The sequence below is a fragment of the Streptomyces massasporeus genome, from assembly GCF_014648995.1.
In the GTDB taxonomy this organism is placed as follows: domain Bacteria; phylum Actinomycetota; class Actinomycetes; order Streptomycetales; family Streptomycetaceae; genus Streptomyces; species Streptomyces massasporeus.
The window spans coordinates 148,108-165,732 of record NZ_BMSE01000009.1 but is presented as its reverse complement, the minus strand read 5'-3'; the positions used below and the strand labels follow the sequence as shown (position 1 = coordinate 165,732).

17 protein-coding genes are annotated in these 17,625 nt (G+C 71.2%); 8 read left to right on the top strand and 9 right to left on the bottom strand.

Annotated elements, in window-relative coordinates:
* Positions 1-81 precede the first annotated feature (81 nt).
* Both IE153_RS21195 and IE153_RS21190 read left to right on the top strand, forming a co-directional pair.
* Entirely contained in the window at positions 82-606 is a 525-nt protein-coding gene (locus IE153_RS21195; protein ID WP_189591450.1) for a GNAT family N-acetyltransferase, read from the top strand.
* 110 nt (positions 607-716) lie between these two features.
* Positions 717-1,028, top strand: coding sequence for a PASTA domain-containing protein (locus IE153_RS21190; protein ID WP_189591449.1), 312 nt, complete (start codon positions 717-719; stop codon positions 1,026-1,028).
* 39 nt (positions 1,029-1,067) lie between these two features.
* On the opposite strand, the gene IE153_RS21185 is transcribed toward IE153_RS21190, so the two are convergent.
* Genes IE153_RS21185 through IE153_RS21170 form a run of 4 tightly spaced genes read right to left on the bottom strand, consistent with a single transcriptional unit; the run spans position 1,068 to position 5,463 of the window.
* Positions 1,068-1,763, bottom strand: coding sequence for a demethylmenaquinone methyltransferase (locus tag IE153_RS21185; RefSeq protein WP_189591448.1), 696 nt, complete (start codon positions 1,761-1,763; stop codon positions 1,068-1,070).
* Complete coding sequence (locus IE153_RS21180) at positions 1,760-2,899, bottom strand: acyltransferase family protein (protein ID WP_189591447.1); 1,140 nt, start codon at positions 2,897-2,899, stop codon at positions 1,760-1,762. The genes IE153_RS21185 and IE153_RS21180 overlap by 4 nt, the downstream gene beginning before the upstream one ends.
* Positions 2,899-5,136: a bifunctional polysaccharide deacetylase/glycosyltransferase family 2 protein gene (locus IE153_RS21175; RefSeq protein WP_189591446.1), complete on the bottom strand. Its 2,238-nt coding sequence runs from the start codon at positions 5,134-5,136 to the stop codon at positions 2,899-2,901. Before IE153_RS21175 ends, IE153_RS21180 begins: the two co-directional genes overlap by 1 nt.
* A gap of 12 nt (positions 5,137-5,148) precedes the next feature.
* Positions 5,149-5,463 carry a hypothetical protein gene (locus tag IE153_RS21170; RefSeq protein ID WP_308432199.1) on the bottom strand — a complete coding sequence of 105 codons (315 nt, stop codon included), beginning with the start codon at positions 5,461-5,463 and terminating at the stop codon, positions 5,149-5,151.
* Between the two features lie 289 nt (positions 5,464-5,752).
* Here IE153_RS21170 and IE153_RS21165 point away from each other — a divergent pair, with 289 nt between their 5' ends.
* Positions 5,753-6,775 (top strand): chitinase, encoded by a 1,023-nt coding sequence (locus IE153_RS21165; RefSeq protein ID WP_189591444.1) that lies wholly within the window; start codon positions 5,753-5,755, stop codon positions 6,773-6,775.
* Between the two features lie 72 nt (positions 6,776-6,847).
* On the opposite strand, the gene IE153_RS21160 is transcribed toward IE153_RS21165, so the two are convergent.
* From IE153_RS21160 to IE153_RS21150, 3 genes are all read right to left on the bottom strand, one after another.
* On the bottom strand, positions 6,848-7,525 hold the full coding sequence (locus tag IE153_RS21160) for an imidazolonepropionase-like domain-containing protein (RefSeq protein ID WP_189591443.1): 678 nt from the start codon (positions 7,523-7,525) through the stop codon (positions 6,848-6,850).
* Positions 7,526-7,532: 7 nt separating this feature from the next.
* Positions 7,533-8,732 (bottom strand): cyclic dehypoxanthinyl futalosine synthase, encoded by a 1,200-nt coding sequence (gene mqnC / locus IE153_RS21155; protein ID WP_189591442.1) that lies wholly within the window; start codon positions 8,730-8,732, stop codon positions 7,533-7,535.
* Between the two features lie 70 nt (positions 8,733-8,802).
* Positions 8,803-9,882 (bottom strand): CPBP family intramembrane glutamic endopeptidase, encoded by a 1,080-nt coding sequence (locus tag IE153_RS21150; protein ID WP_229829089.1) that lies wholly within the window; start codon positions 9,880-9,882, stop codon positions 8,803-8,805.
* Positions 9,883-9,963: 81 nt separating this feature from the next.
* On the opposite strand from IE153_RS21150, the gene IE153_RS21145 reads away from it, so the two are divergent.
* Positions 9,964-10,272 (top strand): hypothetical protein, encoded by a 309-nt coding sequence (locus IE153_RS21145; protein WP_189591441.1) that lies wholly within the window; start codon positions 9,964-9,966, stop codon positions 10,270-10,272.
* Between the two features lie 25 nt (positions 10,273-10,297).
* Here the strand turns inward: IE153_RS21145 and IE153_RS21140 are convergent, their stop codons facing one another.
* A complete protein-coding gene (locus IE153_RS21140) occupies positions 10,298-11,026 on the bottom strand; it encodes a prepilin peptidase (protein ID WP_189591440.1) in 729 nt (242 codons plus the stop codon).
* On the bottom strand, positions 11,023-14,007 hold the full coding sequence (locus IE153_RS21135) for a BTAD domain-containing putative transcriptional regulator (protein WP_189591439.1): 2,985 nt from the start codon (positions 14,005-14,007) through the stop codon (positions 11,023-11,025). Before IE153_RS21135 ends, IE153_RS21140 begins: the two co-directional genes overlap by 4 nt.
* A gap of 326 nt (positions 14,008-14,333) precedes the next feature.
* Here IE153_RS21135 and IE153_RS21130 point away from each other — a divergent pair, with 326 nt between their 5' ends.
* The 4 genes from IE153_RS21130 (at position 14,334) to IE153_RS21115 (ending at position 17,578) form a co-directional block, all read left to right on the top strand.
* Positions 14,334-14,984: a hypothetical protein gene (locus IE153_RS21130; protein ID WP_189591438.1), complete on the top strand. Its 651-nt coding sequence runs from the start codon at positions 14,334-14,336 to the stop codon at positions 14,982-14,984.
* Positions 14,981-16,066, top strand: a complete 1,086-nt coding sequence (locus tag IE153_RS21125) for a hypothetical protein (RefSeq protein ID WP_189591437.1) — start codon at positions 14,981-14,983, stop codon at positions 16,064-16,066. Before IE153_RS21130 ends, IE153_RS21125 begins: the two co-directional genes overlap by 4 nt.
* A gap of 19 nt (positions 16,067-16,085) precedes the next feature.
* Positions 16,086-16,790, top strand: a complete 705-nt coding sequence (locus tag IE153_RS21120; protein WP_229829088.1) for a hypothetical protein — start codon at positions 16,086-16,088, stop codon at positions 16,788-16,790.
* A 137-nt stretch (positions 16,791-16,927) separates the two neighbouring features.
* The gene (locus IE153_RS21115) at positions 16,928-17,578 is read left to right on the top strand and encodes a hypothetical protein (RefSeq protein WP_189591435.1); all 651 of its coding nucleotides are present in this window, start codon (positions 16,928-16,930) and stop codon (positions 17,576-17,578) included.
* Positions 17,579-17,625: the final 47 nt, after the last annotated feature.

Here is a 17,625-nt window from a genome sequence, read left to right as displayed (position 1 = left end):
CGTCAATCTTGCGTGCCGACCGGCACTGGACATGGGCAGTCTATGCAGCAGCATTCATCACCCGGCTGAAGGGCTGCCTCCGTGAATCGAGCTCTCCCCGCTGTGCGGCTTCGCGTCCCCACCCACGAGGACGCGTTCGCCTGGCACCGGATCTTCGACGACCCGGACGTCATGGAGTACCAGGGCGGCAGGGCCGCGGAACTCTCGGTCTACGAGGAGCTCACCGCCCGCCAGCGCCGGCACGACGCGGAGCTCGGCTTCTGCCTGTGGACCGTGCTCGACGAGTCGGGGCAGGTCATCGGCTTCACCGGCGCCCAGCCCTGGGAGCGGTCCTGGGGCCCGGCCGGCGAGATCGAGATCGGCTGGCGGCTGGGCCGGGAGCACTGGGGCAAGGGCTACGTCACCGCGGCCGCGCGGCAGACGCTGGAGCGGATGCGGGCCAGTGGCGTCCCGGGCGTCGTCGCGATGGTCGACGCCCGCAACAGCCGTTCCATCGCGGTGACCCAGCGCCTGGGGATGCGCCTCGCCGAGACGTTCACGACACCGGCCTCGCAGCGGGCGGGGCACTGCTACCGCCTCGATCTCCGGACGGTTGACGGAGAGTAGTCGACTGTCACAGACCGACATCGATCGCTTCCGGTCGGTACGGGGCGGGAGTTACCCTTCCTGTACCGCTGGGGGTGACATCTGTGCAGATATCCCGCAAGACACCCGAAGTGCGCGTACCGCGTCTGGTCGGCCTGATGGCCGTGGACGCGAGGGAGACCGCCCGGGCGCAGGGCCTCCTCCTCAACGCACCGGACCGGCCCGAGCTCCCTCTCGTCGTCGTCGACTACGTCGTACGCCAGTACCCGCAGCCCGGTGCCGAGGTGCCGCGGGACTCGATGGTCTACGTGTGGTTCGACTTCGGCCCCGGTGAGGGCGGCGGGGGCGTGCACGAACCGCGGATCCCGCGTCCGCCCAGGGGCGGTCTCCAGCGCGAGCTGGACGAGCCGGGCGACCCCTCGATGGTCCTCAGCTCGCCCTAGGGCCGAGAGGTCCAGGCCCGAGGCCGACGGACCCCGGCCTCACGCGGCCTTGAAGCCCCGGTGCAGGGCGACGATGCCGCCGCTCAGGTTGCGCCAGGCCACCCGCGACCAGCCGGCCTTGCCCAGCCGCTCGGCGAGGGCGGGCTGGTCGGGCCAGGCGCGGATGGACTCGGCGAGGTAGACGTAGGCGTCGGGGCTGGAGGACACGGCCCGGGCGACCGGCGGCAGGGCGCGCATCAGGTACTCGGTGTAGACCGTGCGGAACGGCGCCCACGTCGGGTGCGAGAACTCGCAGATCACGATCCGCCCGCCGGGCCGGGTCACCCGGAGCATCTCGCGCAGGCCCGCGTCCGTGTCCTGCACGTTGCGCAGCCCGAAGGAGATGGTGACGGCGTCGAAGGTGTCGTCCTTGAACGGGAGCCGCGTCGCGTCGCCGGCGGTGTACGGCAGCCAGGGCTGCCGCTGCTTGCCGACCTGGAGCATGCCCTGGGAGAAGTCGCAGGGGACGACGTAGGCGCCGGTGCGGGCGAAGGGCAGCGAGGAGGTGCCCGTGCCCGCCGCCAGGTCGAGGATCTTCTGCGCGGGGCGCGCGTCGACCGCCTTGGCGACCTCCTTGCGCCATCGCCGGTCCTGGCCGAGGGACAGCACGTCGTTGGTCAGGTCGTACCGTTCCGCCACGTCGTCGAACATCGAGGCGACTTCGTGCGGCTGCTTGTCCAGGGATGCGCGGGTCACGGGCCCATTCTTGCAGTACCCCCTCCGGGCAGGAGCCGCGGCTGCTTGCGAGCCGCCACGTCCTCCACCCAGCCGCACAGCAGCACGAACACCGCGATCAGCACCCAGCCCACGCCGAACAGGAACCACTGGCTGTCCAGCGGCAGGTACGCCTCGAAGGCGGGCACGTCCCAGAAGCGGTCGATCAGCGGTACGGCGAGGATCAGCGCGATCTCGTGCCAGAGGTAGATGGTCACCGCCCGCGCGTTGAAGACGGTCACGAGCCGGTCCAGCCGCCGCAGCCGGACCAGGTGCGCGAAGTCGGTCCCGAAGCGGGCCTTGGCGTACATCAGCAGCGTCACGAACCCCGCCGACCAGAAGGCCTGGGCGAGCGGGTTCTCGTCGAGGTCGTACGTGCCGTAGTCGGCCTGGTGCGTGACGGCGTACCAGCCGCCGCACCCGAGGGCGGCCAGCGCGAGCGGGACCACCGCGGCGGGCTTCAGCCGGGCCAGGACGCCCTCCTGATGGGCGAAGCCGAGGAGCCAGCAGCACAGGAAGGTCGCCAGGTCCCACAGCGCGGCGCCGAGCCGGTCGTCCGGCGGCTGCCACACGAGCTGGAAGGCCAGAACCGGGCCCAGGGACAGCAGCAGCACGGGGACGGGGGCGAGCCGGAAGACCCGCAGCAGGAGCGGGGAGAGCAACACGAACCACAGGTAGGTGCGCAGGTACCAGAGGATCTCCCAGGCCTGCTCGCCCCAGGCGTTGCCCGGCGGGTCGCCGAGCGGCACGACCCAGTAGACGATCTGCAGGCCGGGCATCCAGCCGTGCACCAGCATCGCGGCGACCACGAACACGCCCCAGAACCAGAAGGGCGGCAGCAGCCGGCGGACCCGGCTCCGGATCACCTGGAGCGCGGGGCGCTTCAGCGAGCGCGCCATGAGGGTGCCGGCCAGGCCGAACATCACCCCCATGGAGGGGAAGACCAGTCCCGCCCAGGCCCACCCGAACGTGTGGTAAGCGACCACGCGGACCAGGGCGACGGCCCGGAGAGTGTCGAAGTAGCGGTCCCGGCCGGCGGGCGCGGGCCGGTCCGGGGCCGCCGCCAGGGCGGCCCCCTTGCTGTGCGTCTGGCTGTGCGTCTTGCTGTGCGCCCCCATCAGCCCGCTCCCGCCGGGGTGCCGACCTCGCCGGTCCGCTTCAGCTTCTGCCAGCGCAGCCGGCCGCCGGTGAGGGCGGTGACGCAGGAGTGGATGAGGACGAGGTACATCATCTGCCGGTAGGCCAGTTGCTGGAGCGGCATCATCAGCAGGTAGCGGTACTTCTCGCGGTCCAGCCGGAACGCGTAGGCCGCGCACACCAGTTGGACCCCGAGGACCGCGAGCCACGCCAGCAGCGCCGCCTTGAGGTCGATGAAGATCATCGAGTAGGCGGTGAACACGTCGATGAGAGGGGCGAACACCGGCGTGACGATCTGGAAGAGCACCACCAGCGGCATGCCGACCCGTCCGAACCGCCCCGAAGGCCCCTTGTCCGTCAGGGACTTGCGGTGCTTCCACAGCGCCTGCATGGTGCCGTACGACCAGCGGTAGCGCTGGGACCACAGCTGCTTGAGGGAGCCCGGCGCCTCGGTCCAGGCGCGGGCGTGCTCCTGGTAGACGACCCGCCAGCCGTCGCGGTGCATGGCGATGGTGATGTCGGTGTCCTCGGCGAGGGTGTCCTCGCTCATGCCGCCCACCTGGAGCACCGCCTCGCGGCGGAACGCCCCGATCGCGCCGGGGATCGTCGGCATGCAGCGCAGCAGGTCGTACATGCGCCGGTCGAGGTTGAAGCCCATCACGTACTCGATGTGCTGCCAGGCGCCGATGACCGTGGTGCGGTTGCCGACCTTGGCGTTGCCCGCGACCGCGCCGACCTCGGGGTCGGCGAAGGGCTGGACGAGCTGCCGTACGGTGTCCGGCTCGAAGACGGTGTCGCCGTCCATCATCACGACGATGTCGTGCCGGGCGCTGCGGACACCGTTGTTGAGGGCGGCCGGCTTGCCCGTGTTCTCCTGGCGGACGACCCGGACGTTGGTCATGCCGAGCGCGAGGGCCGCCTCGCGCGCGATCTCGGACGTGCCGTCCGTGGAGCCGTCGTCCACGACGATGATCTCGATCGGATGGGTGCTGCGCGCGAGTGAGTCGAGGGTGTTGGCGATGCACTCCTTCTCGTTGTACGCGGGCACGATCACGGTCACCGGGCGGGTGATCTCCGGCCCCCAGCTGAACCGGCGTCTGTTGCGCAGCCGGTGGTGGCGGCGGGCGAGGAGCAGCATCATCCCGAAGCGGCCCATGACGGCGACGCCGACGACCATGAGACCGACGGAGAGCGTCGGTACGGCCCACTCGGCGACGGCGACGGCCGCGACCAGGGCCTTGCCCTCGTAGAGGATCGCGCCGGTGGCCTCGCGGTGGGCGGCCTGGAGACGGGACCCGCCGGTGCCCGGCGCCGCTCCGGCAGGCGCCTGCCGCCCCTGCTGTTCGTCCAGGGCGCCGCTGATGGTGGTGAAGGTGTATCCCTTCGCCCGCATCTTCTCGATGTACTCCGGCAGCGCCTTGATCGTCTGCGAACGCTCGCCGCCCGCGTCGTGGAAGAGGACGGAGGCGCCCTTGTTCTTCTTCGGCGTGGCCCACTGGACGATCTTCGTCACGCCCGGCCGCTTCCAGTCGTCGCTGTCGGTGTCGACGAAGACGCTGGTGTAGCCGTCCTGGCCGAGCTTCTTGTAGACGGGCCAGCTGTAGTTGTCGATGGCGTCGGTCTCCGAGGAGTACGGCGCCCGGAACAGGGTGGTCGTGATGTCGGCCGCTCCCGCGAGCGCCAGCTGGGTCTGCTCCATCTCGCGCCGGACGCGGGCGTCGCTCTGGTACGACAGGTCGACGTGCGTGAAGGTGTGGATCCCGACCTCGTGGCCCTGGTCGACCATGTCCCGCACGACGCTCGGGTAGCGCGACACCATCGAGCCGACCAGGAAGAACGTGGCGGGCACGTCGTACTTCTCGAGGATCGCCAGCACCTGGGGCGTCCAGGTCGGGTTGGGGCCGTCGTCGAAGGTGAGCGCGATGGTCTTGTCGGGGACGGAGACCGTCGTGGCCTGTCCGCCGCGGAAGGTGACGATCGGCCCGCCGTCCAGGACGTCGTCGGGTACGTCACTGGAGCTCGCCCCGGTGCGCACGCGCTGGTCGCCGCCGACCTCGGCGCGCAGATAGCCGTCGAGGAGCATCACGCAGACGAGCGCGAGCAGGAGCAGCAGGGCGAGGACGACGCGCGGTCGTTGCAGCGCGGCGGCCTTGCCCGCGGCCCGTTCCATCCGGGAGGGCGCGCGGCGCCGGCCGCGGGAGGGGGTGGTCGTGGTCATGGGGCGCCCCGGTCAGTTGGCGTCGGCGGAGGCGGACGGGGAAGCGGACGGGGACGAGGTGGTGGCGCTCACGGCTTCCCCGGCCGGGGCCGACGGGGCGCCGCTGGGCCGGACTCCCGGGCCGCCGGGACCTCCCGGAACTCCCTCCGGCTGACCACCGCCGGGCCCCGCACCCGCGAACGGCAGCAACTGCGACGGCGTCAGGGACGTCCCCCAGCCCATGAAGGCCGCGCCGAGAACGGCCGCGTACCCGAGGCAGAGGGCCCCCAGGAGGAGGCCGATCCGGCGCAGCAGCCGGGCGCGGCGTCCGGAGTTGTCAACGAACACGGGGCCTTCGGCGGACCCGTTGCCGCGTTTGCGGCGGCGACCGCGAGGGGTGCGGTTTTCGATGGCAGGCTCGGAATGCATTCCCCGGACAGTAGGGCGCCTTTATGTGCTCTAAACTCGGGTTTTCTTGTGAGAGACCCATGAGAAACGACGGAATCTGTCCTTTCTCTGAGAGTTCTCGGGAATGCCCGCGGAACTCGCCGTGCGCAACCGACATCGTGAGACGTTTGCTGCCGGGAAACGTACTTCTTGTCCTACCCCTATCCTCACGAGAACGGGAGCGCACATCATGAGGAGTTACCGGAAACCGGCGGCGGCCGGGCTGGGCTGCCTGTTCGCCCTCGCCGCCGCCGCATGCTCCGGGCAGGGCGACGCGGCCCCTCCGGCCTCCGAGGCCCCCACGTCCGCCACGTCTCCCACAGCGACGGCCGCGGCCGGCACCTCGTACGCCCCGTACCTCAGCGCCACCGAGGCCGCCGACACCGACACCGCCGGCTCCCCCACGACGTTCAACCTGGCGTTCGTCATAGCCGACGGCGACGACTGCACCCCGCGCTGGAACGGCACGCACGCCATCGGCGACGCGACGGTCACGTCCCGGATCGCGAAGCTCACGGCGGACGGCGGCCGGGTCCGGGTCTCCTTCGGCGGCGCCTCCGGCAAGGAACTCGCGGCGAACTGCGACAGCGCCGCGGAGCTGGCGGCGGCGTACGGCAAGGCCCTGGACGCGGCCGGCACCACCCTCGCCGACTTCGACATCGAGGGCGACGAGCTCTCCGACTCCGCCTCCGTCGCCCTGCGTTCGAAGGCGATCGCGCGGTTGCAGAAGGAACGGACCGGCCTGGAGGTCTCGTTCACGCTCCCGGTGATGCCCTCGGGCCTGGACAAGGACGGCCTGGCGCTGCTCGGCTCCGCCAACGACAACGGCGTGCAGGTCTCCACCGTCAACCTCATGACGATGAACTACGGCTCCTCGTACGACGGTGACATGGGCGGCTACGCCCTCACGTCCGCCAAGGCCGCGCACACCCAGCTGACGAAGGTCTTCGGCACCTCGGATGCGACCGCCTGGCAGGGCATGGCGCTCACCTCGATGATCGGCGTCAACGACGTCGAGAACGAGACCTTCACGCTCGCGGACGCCGCCGAGGTGCGGGCGTTCGCCGAGGAGAAGGGCATCGCCTGGGTGTCGATGTGGTCGACGGCCCGGGACCGGCAGTGCGCGGACGGCTCCAAGTCGACCGAGGCGGCGACGGATTGCAGCGGGGTGACGCAGGAGTCGGGGGCGTTCGGGAAGGCCTTCGCGGGCTGACGCGAGGGGGGCGGCAAGGGGCTCGCGGCGGACCGGGGGAAAGGGTCTCGCGGCTGACCCGAGCGCCCGGGGTCAGCGGGCCCGGTACACCAGCCGGCCGGCCAGCACGGTCGCCACACAGGTCGCCGCGCCGCGCTCGCGCAGGGCCGCCTCGTCGGGCACGTCGAACACGGCCAGGTCGGCCCGGCCGCCGACGGTCAACGGGCCGTGGACCGTGCCCGGGAGGTCGTACCCCTCCGCGAACGGGTCGAGGTCGGGACGCTCGCCGAGCAGCATGCCGGGAGCCCCTGTGGTCCCTACGACGGTCAGCCCGGAGCGGGCGACGGCCGTGGCCACCAGCGGATCGCGGAAGCGGGCGCCGGGTGAGGCGACCGCGGTCGTGCCGTAGCGCAGCATCCGCTGCACACCGCGCCGCACGCTGCCCGACCAGCGGGTCTCGGTGAGGTCACCCAGGGCGGCCAGCCGCTCGCCCCACAGGGGCTGGTCGCCCAGCTCATCGGCTTCACGCGGGTCGGGGTGGTAGCAGTGGCGCAGCAGCCACAGCGGGTGCCACTGGCGCAGCCCCGGGGTGAGCACGCCGGGCCAGCGCCGCACCCGGGCGCCGGGCGCGTCCTCGGCGACCTCGTCGTAGGGCCCCACGGCCGTGACCCGGTCGCCGTCGACCACGACGGCGCCGTCCACGACGGGTCCGTCCATGCCGGGTGCCGCACCCGCCGGGAGGACCAGCGGGGCGGCGTGAATCGTCAGCACGGTCGGGTCAGTTGGGCGCCAGCAGCTTCAGCTCGGGGTGAGCCGTGCCGCCCTCGATGGCCGTGGAGGAGATGTGCGAGACAACGCGGTCGTCGACCGGGTCGTTCGCCGGGTCGTCGTGGACGACGAGGTGCTCGTACGTGGTCGCGCGCTGGGCGGGCACCCGGCCCGCCTTCCGGATCAGATCGATGATCTCCATCCGGTTGGACCGGTGCTTGGCACCGGCCGACGACACCACGTTCTCCTCCAGCATGATCGAGCCGAGGTCGTCGGCGCCGTAGTGCAGGGAGAGCTGCCCGACCTCCTTGCCCGTGGTCAGCCACGAGCCCTGGATGTGGGCGATGTTGTCCATGAACAGCCGCGCGATGGCGATCATCCGCAGGTACTCGAAGAGCGTCGCCTGCGTGCGGCCCTTCAGGTGGTTGTTCTCGGGCTGGTAGGTGTACGGGATGAAGGCGCGGAAGCCGCCCGTGCGGTCCTGGACGTCCCGGATCATCCGCAGGTGCTCGATGCGCTCGGCGTTGGTCTCGCCGGTGCCCATCAGCATGGTGGAGGTGGATTCCACGCCCAGGTTGTGCGCGATCTCCATGATCTCCAGCCAGCGCTCGCCGGACTCCTTCAGCGGGGCGATGGCCTTGCGGGGCCGCTCGGGCAGCAGCTCGGCACCGGCACCGGCGAAGGAGTCGAGGCCGGCGGCGTGGATGCGCTGGACGGCCTCCTCCACGCTCACCTTGGAGATCCGGGCCATGTGCTCGACCTCGGAGGCGCCCAGCGAGTGGATCACCAGCTGGGGGAAGGCGTCCTTGATCGCCTTGAAGTGCTTCTCGTAGTACTCGACGCCGTAGTCCGGGTGGTGCCCGCCCTGGAACATGATCTGCGTGCCGCCCAGCTCGACGGTCTCCGCGCAGCGGCGCAGGATGTCGTCCAGGTCACGCGTCCAGCCCTTGTCCGTGGCCTTCGGCGGGGCGTAGAACGCGCAGAACTTGCACGCCGTGACGCACACGTTCGTGTAGTTGATGTTGCGCTCGATGATGTACGTCGCGATGTGCTCGGTCCCGGCGTACCGGCGGCGGCGTACGGCGTCGGCGGCGGCGCCCAGCGCGTGCAGCGGGGCGTCCCGGTACAGCACGAGTGCCTCGTCCGGGGTGATCCGCCCACCGGCGGCTGCGCGGTCGAGGATGGGCTGAAGGTCGGCCTTCTCGGTCACCGGGCGTCCCTTTCGTAAGGGTTGTGGACGGACCAGCCCAGCGTACGCCAGGGGTTCGGCGGGCTGGACGTCAGGCCGTGCGGGCGGGGCCGGGGTGGTCGGGGTGCGCAGGGTGGTCGGGGTGCGCAGGGTGCCCGGGGTGTCCGGGATGGTCGGGGTGGTCGGGGTGGTCGGGGTGCCCGGAGTACGGGGTGGGCGGCGGCGCCGGGGACGAGAGACGCTGCGGCTTGTGACGCCGGGCGAGCCACAGCACGAGCGCGGCGTAGAGCAGGTCGGTGACCACGGCGGCGAGGGCCAGCGGCCAGGGGGCGTCGGCCGCGGTCTCGTCCGACGACAGTCCGTCGACGACCGCGGCGGAGACGCCGAAGGCCAGCAGGTTGTTCAGGACGTGCAGGGCGATCGCCGCTTCCAGCCCGCCGGTGCGGATCGTGAGCAGCCCCGCCACCAGGCCGTTCACCAGCAGCCCGAGGAAGCCCCACCGGGTGCCCCAGCCGTGGGCGGCGGCGAACAGCACGGCCTGCGGGAGCACGGCGAACCACGGGGAGCGCACGAACGCCCCGACCGCCTGGAGCAGCCAGCCCCGGAACACGTACTCCTCGGCCGCGGCCTGCAGCGGCACGAGGACGGCCAGCACGGCCAGGGCCGCGAGGAAGGAGCTCCACCCCACCCAGGTGTCGGACTCGCCCGAGTCGCCCGGCAGGAAGAAGGCGATCACCGTGAGCAGGAGGATGGGCGGCAGCCCGGCCAGCAGACACCATCCGAGCCAGCCGGTCCGCAGCCGTCCGGTGACCGACGTGACGGTCCCGGCGGCCCGTCTCGCCGGCCAGAGCGTGGCCAGCAGCACCAGGGGCAGGGCTATCGCGAGGGACACCAGATCCATCGCCGTGTTCCCGAGCGGCCCTAAGTCGACACCCCCGTCGGGCAGTTCCGGCGCGCCGAGCGCCGTTCCCAGACCGTAGGTGACGGCCAGCAGCACGAGCAGGAGCACGACGTAGGCGAGGCTCATCAGCACGGTGCCGACCAGCGGCCGCCACCAGCGGTGACGTCCTGTGGTGCGGTCCATGCGGTGGTACGGGTGAGGGGTGGGGTCCGGGAGCGGGCCGTGGGGGTGCGCGATCGGGTAGGCGGGGTAGGGCGAGGCGTTTGTCATGATCAGCATCATGACAGCGCCGGTTGCGTGGATCACACGCCTTCAGCGCACACTCGCCCACCCCACCCAGGAGGCACCCGGATGATCGACTCCGCCCGCTCCGCCGAGCCCCGCGACTTCGGCCCCGCTCGGTACATCGCCCCCTACCTTCTGCTCGTCCTGGCGGACGCCGGGACCGCGAAGGCGTCGGCCGGCGACCGGCCCGTGCTGTTCGGGCTGTTCGCGGCCGTGGCCGTGCTCGGCGTGGTGAGCGCCGCCGTATGTCTGCGGCGGATGTGGGCCACACACCAGCGCCGCGCCCAGCCCGGCTGGACACGCTTCCTCGGCGTGCTTCTCGCCGCCTACGGCCTGTACGTCACGTATCGCGTGCTCCACGGCCTCACGGGATGACCCCGTCAGGCGCCGGGCACCGGTGTCAGGCCGTGTACGCGCCCACCAGCAGACCCAGGTACGCGCCCGCGATCAGGAACGGGCCGAAGGGGATCGCTGTCTTGCGGGTGGCTCGTCGGGTGACGACCAGGGCGGCGCCGTACAGGGCGCCCAGGAGGAAGCCGGCGAAGGTGCCGAGCATGACCGTCGGCCAGCCGTACCAGCCGAGGGCCGCGCCGGTGCCGAGGGCGAGTTTGACGTCGCCGAAGCCCATGCCCGCGGGGTTGACGAGGAACAGGACGAAGTAGCCTCCGCCCAGCGCGAGGGAGCCGAGCAGAGCGGTCGTCCAGACGCCCGCGTGTTCGGGGACGAGGGCGGTGAGGCCCAGCAGGGCCAGGGCGGCACCGGCGAAGGGGAGGGTGAGCGGGTCGGGCAGCCGCCGGACGCGGAAGTCGACGACCGTGAGCAGCACGCCGACCGGGGCGAGCAGCAGCCAGACGCCTAGCTCGGGGCGGGTGCCGGTCGCGGCGGCGAGGACGGCACAGACCAGGGCGGTGGCGATCACCAGGGGGGTCGTACGCGGCCCGTATCCGCGCTCCGCGCACTGCGGGCACGCCGCGCGCCCCAGCCAGCCCCTGAGGGCGTGCCCGCCGGGGCACTCCCCTCGCCACGCCTCACCCGAGGGCGCCGAGAACCGGTAGGCCGCCCGCGGCAGCAGCGCTCCCGCCGCCGCGCCCCACAGCGCGGCGGCGACGACCAGCACCCAGATGCTCATCCCGTCGCGGCGATCGCGTCACGCCATGTCGGCAGCAGCTCGTCGAGCAGTGCCTCGGTGCGCGGCGGCAGCCCGCGGGCCCCGCTGCGGCCGATGAGGTCGGTGGCGAGTCCGGTCAGCCGCTCCGAGTCGCCGGTGGAGTGGGTCGCGCGCAGCAGCTCGTGCCACAGGCGCTCGTCGGCCGGAGCGGTACGCAGGGCCGCGTTCAGCGCCTCGATCGCCTTCTCCGCACGGTCCCGCTCCATGTGGAACTCGCACAGCGCGAGGCCCGTGTCCGCGACGAGGAGCGGCAGCTGGGCGTCGACGATCTCGTGGGTGAGCCACCGGTAGCGTCCCTCGGGCCGGTCGGCGAGCAGCGGCCCGCGCACCAGCACGAGCGCGTCGGTGAGCAGCCGCCCGCGCACGGCCCGGCTGTCGACGCCCTTGCCCTGCGTGGCCTCGTGGTAGAGGGAGCGCAGCACGTCCAGGTCGGAGACGACGCTCTTGGCGAGGGTGAGCCGCCCGCTCGCGTCCCTGCCGAGGCGGGGCGTGCCGTCGGGGTCGGTGCCGAGCCAGATCCGCAGCCGGTCGAGCAGCGCGCTGCGCACGTCGTCGGTGACGCCGCGCGGCCACAGCGCGGAGGACAGCACCCGCGGGTGGACGCCCTCGCGGTGCAGGAGCAGCAGGGCGAGCGCCTCGTGCAGCAGCGCGCTGCGCTCACCGTCCGGGGTGTCCAGGCCGATGATCTCGTACGGTCCGACCAGCCGCGCGTACACGGCCGGCCGGCCCTGCTCGCTGATGTCGACGAGGAACGGCGGCGTGGTCGCGGGCCCGTCGCTCTCGCGCTCCGGGTCGGCCTCGACGAACAGCTCGACCACGGCCCGCTGCTGGGCGACCGGCAGCAACTGCGCGTCGAGTTCGAGCCCGAGGAGCGGCGCGAGCAGCTTGCCCTCGCCGGTGATCTCCATCTCCCAGGCGGCGCCCGGCAGATCGCCGGTCTCGGTGCCGACGAGGTAGCCGATGCCGAGTCGGCTCGCGTCGGCGGCCAGTTCGGCGAGCGTGACGGCGTCCTCGGCGGACGGCTGTGCGGCGAGCAGGACGAGGTGCGGGGCCCAACGGGTGTGCTGGGCGGGCCCGGTGCGCCCGGTGAGGACCGAGTCGTGCCCGGCGGCGCCCAGCGCTCCGCGCCGCTGGCGCGTCTCGGCCTCCATGGTCTCGACGAGCGCCTCGATGTCCTCGAGGTGCCGGATCCGGTTCGGGGCGAGCGGGGTGAGGTCCTCGCCGAACCCGACGAGCGTGATGGTCATGCGGTCGGACCAGCCGTTGGTCGCCAACTCGGCGGCGACGGAGGCGAAGACGGCGGCCCGGTCGGCCTCCCGGCCGCTCAGCGACACGATGCCGGGCACGGCCTCCAGGTTGAGCAGCAGCCGCGAGTCGTCCATCGTGCCGAGGCTGACGAGACCCGGGTAGGGCGCGGCGGTGTCGACGTCCTCGTAGCGCTCGGCGTCGGTCCGGGACAGCATCCAGAACGTCTGGTCCTGCCCCTGCTGCCAGGGGGCCGGGGGCTTCCCGGCGGGCTGGGCGAGCTGGAGGTGCAGGTCGCCGTTGCTGAGCCAGGCCGCGTAGACGACCGGCAGCGCGCGCGACTCCTCGGCGAGGGAGGCGGCGAGACCGCGCAGGCTGCGGTCGAGCAGCCGTACGCCCTCGGGATCGGCGCCGACGAGCAGCGCGTCCTGGACGTCCTGCGCGTCACCGCTCGGCGTGGGCGGCTCCATGCCGCGCCGCCCGCCGACGGCCCCGAACGCCGACTGCCACAGCGCCTGCCGGCGCCGCCGGCCCAGGGCGCCGAGGAGACCGGCGGCGAGGAGGGGGGCGGTGAGGAGGGCTTCGGGGAGGCCGAAGGAGCTGTCGGACTCGGCGCCGACGGCGGTGGCCTGCTGGTGGCCGGTGTCGTGGGCGGGCCGCTGCTGGTCGGGGACGGACACCTGGGTGGCGCCGCCACCGGCGTGCTCGTGTCCACCGCCCTGGGCGCCGGAGCCGCCACCGCTCTGGGCGTGGTCGCCGGTCTGGGCGTAGTCGCCGATCTGCTGCTGCACGTCCGGCGACACGTTGGGCGCCTCGTCGGGCATCTCCACGAGGTCGCCGCCGCGGGCGTCGCCCGGCATCTCCATGATCCAGCCGGGCCGGATGAGGCTGGCCTCGGAGAGCTTGGACCCGTCCGGCTGCACGCGGTCCTTGTTGAGCTCGAAGATCTCCTTGTAGCGGCGCCCGTCACCGAGGTGGCGTTGGGCTATCTCCCAGAGGGAGTCGTGGTGACGGCCCTCGGGCGGCTGGATCCGGTAGTACTTCGTGTCGCCCTGCTTGGCGGTGCTGCCGCCGGCGTCGGCGTGGGCGGCGGCGTGCGAGGCCTGCTCGGCGAGGGCCGCCGCGGCGCCGGAGGCCTGCTCCTGCTGCTGGGCGAAGAGGCCCGGGGTGGCCTGGGCGGCCGCGACGGTCGGCTTCTGGTTGGCGTCATAGCTGTTCCCGAGCTGCGACAGCCCGGGTGTGAAGCTGGCGGCGGTCGCGCCGACGAGCAGCAGCGCGGCGACGAGCTGGCGCGCCAGCAGCTGACTCGGCCCCGCACCCGGCACCCGGCCCGGCACACCGACGCCCGACAGCGCGGCCTTCATCTCCACGAGCACGCACGCCGTGAACTGCGCCCACGCCAGCCACACGATGACGGTGAGAATGTTCAGGAACGTGTGAACGGTGATCTCTTGCTGCAGCCAGTCGAAACTGGGCACCCCGTCCGGCAGCGGCCACCCGATCTGCGTGGCCAGCGCGCCCGGCACACCGACGAGCAGCACGGCCAGGGCGACGAAGGCGAAGAACGCCTTCACGACGTCCCCGAACGACCGCCGCCGGATCCGCACGGCTTGCGGTGTCCGGTTACGAGGGGTGGCCGTGGTCCCCGTCGTACTGCCCGTCGAGCTTGACGAGCTTGAGGTGCGGCGTCGCGGCATGGCGGGTGTCCTGGGGTCGAGTGTGGAGTGAGTCGAGAGACGTGGGCCGAGCTGTGGGGTGGGGGGTGTGCTGAGCCTACAGAGATCTTATGGACTCTTATCGGGGTCGTCGAAGGGCGGAGCGAGGGAACGCCATTGACGTCCGGTTTGCCCCTGTAGCCGGGGACAGTTGCCCCGGGCCCGCACGACCAGAAACTCCGCCTTCGCAACTGCCACGCAGGCTCGTCACGTTCCCCACACAACCTCTCGAGGTCGTTCAGGGGGACACCGCGGGCCACTGATAGCTTCGTTCCCTGTTGCACACACCGAACTTCGGGGGAGAAGCCGTGGCCCGCCGCGCTCTGACCACCACAGCCGCCGCGTTCGCCACGACGGCGGCACTTCTGCTCACCGCGTGCGGCGGGGGTGACGACACGTCGTCGGACGACATCAAGGGAGCGGACACCGGCACGGACAGCCCTTCGGCTTCCCCGTCTGCGGCCTCCGGCCGACCGGACGTCAGCCTGCCGAGTGACCTCGAGGTCGAGTTCGACATCACGAAGCCGTCCGACACACGCCACGCGGCGGCCCTCGACAACGCACGGAACTACATCCTGGCCCTCAACCACGGCATCACCGCCCAGAACCCGGACGACCCTGCCTACCGGTTCTACTCACTAGGAAGTGCCGCCAAGTACGCAAAGTCGCAGATTCAGGCATGGGTCGACGACGACTGGACCGCGACAGGTTCCGACAGCTACTACCGGGGCAGGACCGACGATGTCGGCACATCGGGTGGTGTGCTCGTCACGATGTGCAGGGATCAGAGCAAGTTCTACGGCAAGAACGTCAAGACGAAGAAGATCCGGTACACGAAGCAAAGCCTCAACGATTTCCAGGAGTTCCGCCTTCTGATGAAGCCGCCGCGGGGATCCCAGAAGGTGTGGAAGGTGCTGCAGATCGAGGTGCAGGGGCGCGTGGAGGACTGCCGGCGATGAGTCACCTGCGACGCACTCTGGCCTGGCCCACCGCGCTGACGGTGGCCGCCGTAGTCGGATCCGGCGGCACCGCGTACGGAGCGGGGCCGGGGGACAACACGAATGTGCCTCCGGCTGACCAGCAGAGCGGCGGCGCGGACGGCAAGGGTGGCCTGTCGGCTTCCGTCTCCAACATCAAGATCACGTACGTGAGTGGCGGTGACGGCGGCGGCAAAGAAGGCAACCTCGGCACGGTAGATCCCAACTGGAAGCCTCCGGCCTGCTGGTACGAGCCCGCATTCAGCCCAGAGCGGTTGAAGAAGTTCGTGGACTCGGACGGTGGTGGTGACGTCGGTATCCACGAGTCGTGGATCGGCAAGGGTCTGTGGACCGACCACTACCGGGACGGCAAACCGGCGGACAACTTCGACATGCACGCGGCGACGAACAGCTCCGCCGAGGGGTACAAGGACTACAACCTCGGCAAGGACGGCTCCTTCTGGCGGGGCGTCGCCCCCGATCCCAGCGATCCGGACTCGTGGGACTGCGGCCGCATCATGTTCTGGGTCGACGCCGGCAAAGTCCCGGACGATCCGAACGCGCCCACCCCGAAGACCCTCGCCGAGTACGCCTACAACAAGGTCAAGGTCCCGGACACCAAGGTCGAACTGAAGCCGGCCGCGAAGTCCACGGTGAACCTGCCCACCTGGGTCTGGCTGGACAAGGGCACCTTCAAGGACGTCAAGGTCCGGGCCGCGTTGCCGAACACGGGCCTGTGGGCGGAGACGACGGCCAAGCCGGTCGCCCTGCACCTGGACCCGGGCACCAAGGACGCAGAGGTCTTCCCCGCCTCGGGCGACTGCGAGATCAACGACGACGGCTCCATCGGCACCCCGTACACCAAGGGCGCCGCCGACAAGACCCCGCCGTGCGGCATCCGCTACCTCCGCGCCACCGACGGCGCCCCCTACCAGCTCTCCGCCAGCGTCACCTGGCAGATCACCTGGGAAGGCTCCGACGGCTCCGACGGCGACCTGCCCGACGGCACTTTCGAGACCACCCAGGACATGAACGTCCAGGAAATCCAGTCGATCAACCGCTGAGCGACGGTGAAGGAAGGCCATGCTCGAGCAACCCGAGCGCTACCGGGTCGAGTTCGCGAGTGGCACAGCCGCCTCGGTGGCGAAGCGCCGCTCATTTCGAGACCTCGCACGCAACGACATCGAAGGGGACTTGCCCGGCTGGCCGTCCCAACGACCCTTCAGAGTGCGAGGGTTCTTCGGCAAGCTCGGCCACCACGTCCTCACCGTCACCACCGGTCTCCTCTTGCTGCCGCTCTACATCATCGCCGACGCCCTCGGCAGCCCCGTGTCGTCGGAGAAGCGGGGAAAGCTGGAGGAACGTGAGAACGAGATCGACGACTTCCCCGTCATATGGGCGGGCGTGGGCCAGACGGCCCGCACACTGCCCTGGCAGCTCGACCCCTCCCGGCGTTCCTGGCGCACCGTGACCGAGATCGACCTGGCGGAGCCGGACGGGCTGGTGCGCATCCTGTCGTACGAGGACACCGCACGGGGCAGTCGATTCGTGTCCTGGGGCGGTGGCGAGAAGGCTGCGGGGTCCGAGGCCGTCCTCTGGTCGGTGCCGCGGAAGGAGATCGTAGGCGCGGAGATCAAGCGATTCAGCAGCGCCGAGTCCGACTTCAGGATCACCTTCCGGGACGGTTCGTGGGCCCGGCTGACGAGTTCGCCGCACGGTGCTCAGAGGATCGTCGCCCTGCTCGGTCAAGGGACGCCCGAAAGCGGCCCCGCAGCCGCCCTGTCGTGAGCTGTACCGTTCGCAACCGCCACGCCACACTCCTCACCTTCCCCACACAATCCACCACTGCCTCCCATGGCGCCATGACCCGCCCCTGATAGCTTCGTTCCCTGTCGCGTACACCGAAACTCCGGGGGAGATCAACTGTGGCCCGCCGCGCACTGACCACCACTGCCGCAGCGTTCGCCACGACGGCGGCGTTGCTCCTGACCGCCTGTGGCGGGGGCGGCGACTCGTCGTCGGACGACATCAAGGGCGCGGGCAACAGCTCCGGCAGCCCGTCGGCATCGGCTTCGCCCTCCGCGGGGTCCGACGTCAAGCGCCCGGTGATCAAGCTCCCGAGCAGCTTCCAGCTCACGTTCGAGAACTGGACGAGCAGCGATCCGGTGGAGCAGGCGGTGCTGAACGACGCGAAGGAAGAAGTCCGGGCCGGTTACGCGGCGATCATCGCCGACGACCCGGACAGTGAAGCCGTCGCCTTCTACGACACCGAGGGCGTCCGGGGGCAGACCAAGCAGTGGATCAAGTCCTACACGGACAAGGACCTCACCGTCATCGGCAAGCTGCCCGCCTTCGCCCCCAAGGTCGTCATGGCCGGAAACGGCAGGGGTGCGGCCCTCACCTATTGCACGGACGAGACCGACGCGAAGACCAAGAACCGCAAGACCAGCAAGGTCGAGGGGAACCCGGCGGGCACAAACCCCTACGTCCGCTACTCGCTCTCCCTGGCGAAGAGCGAGCAGGGCGTGTGGCAGAACTCCTCGGTGCGGGGTGAACGAGGGAAGTGCTCCAGGTGAGGGCGCAGTACCGAGCGATACCCCTGATTGCCACGTCACTGGCAGGT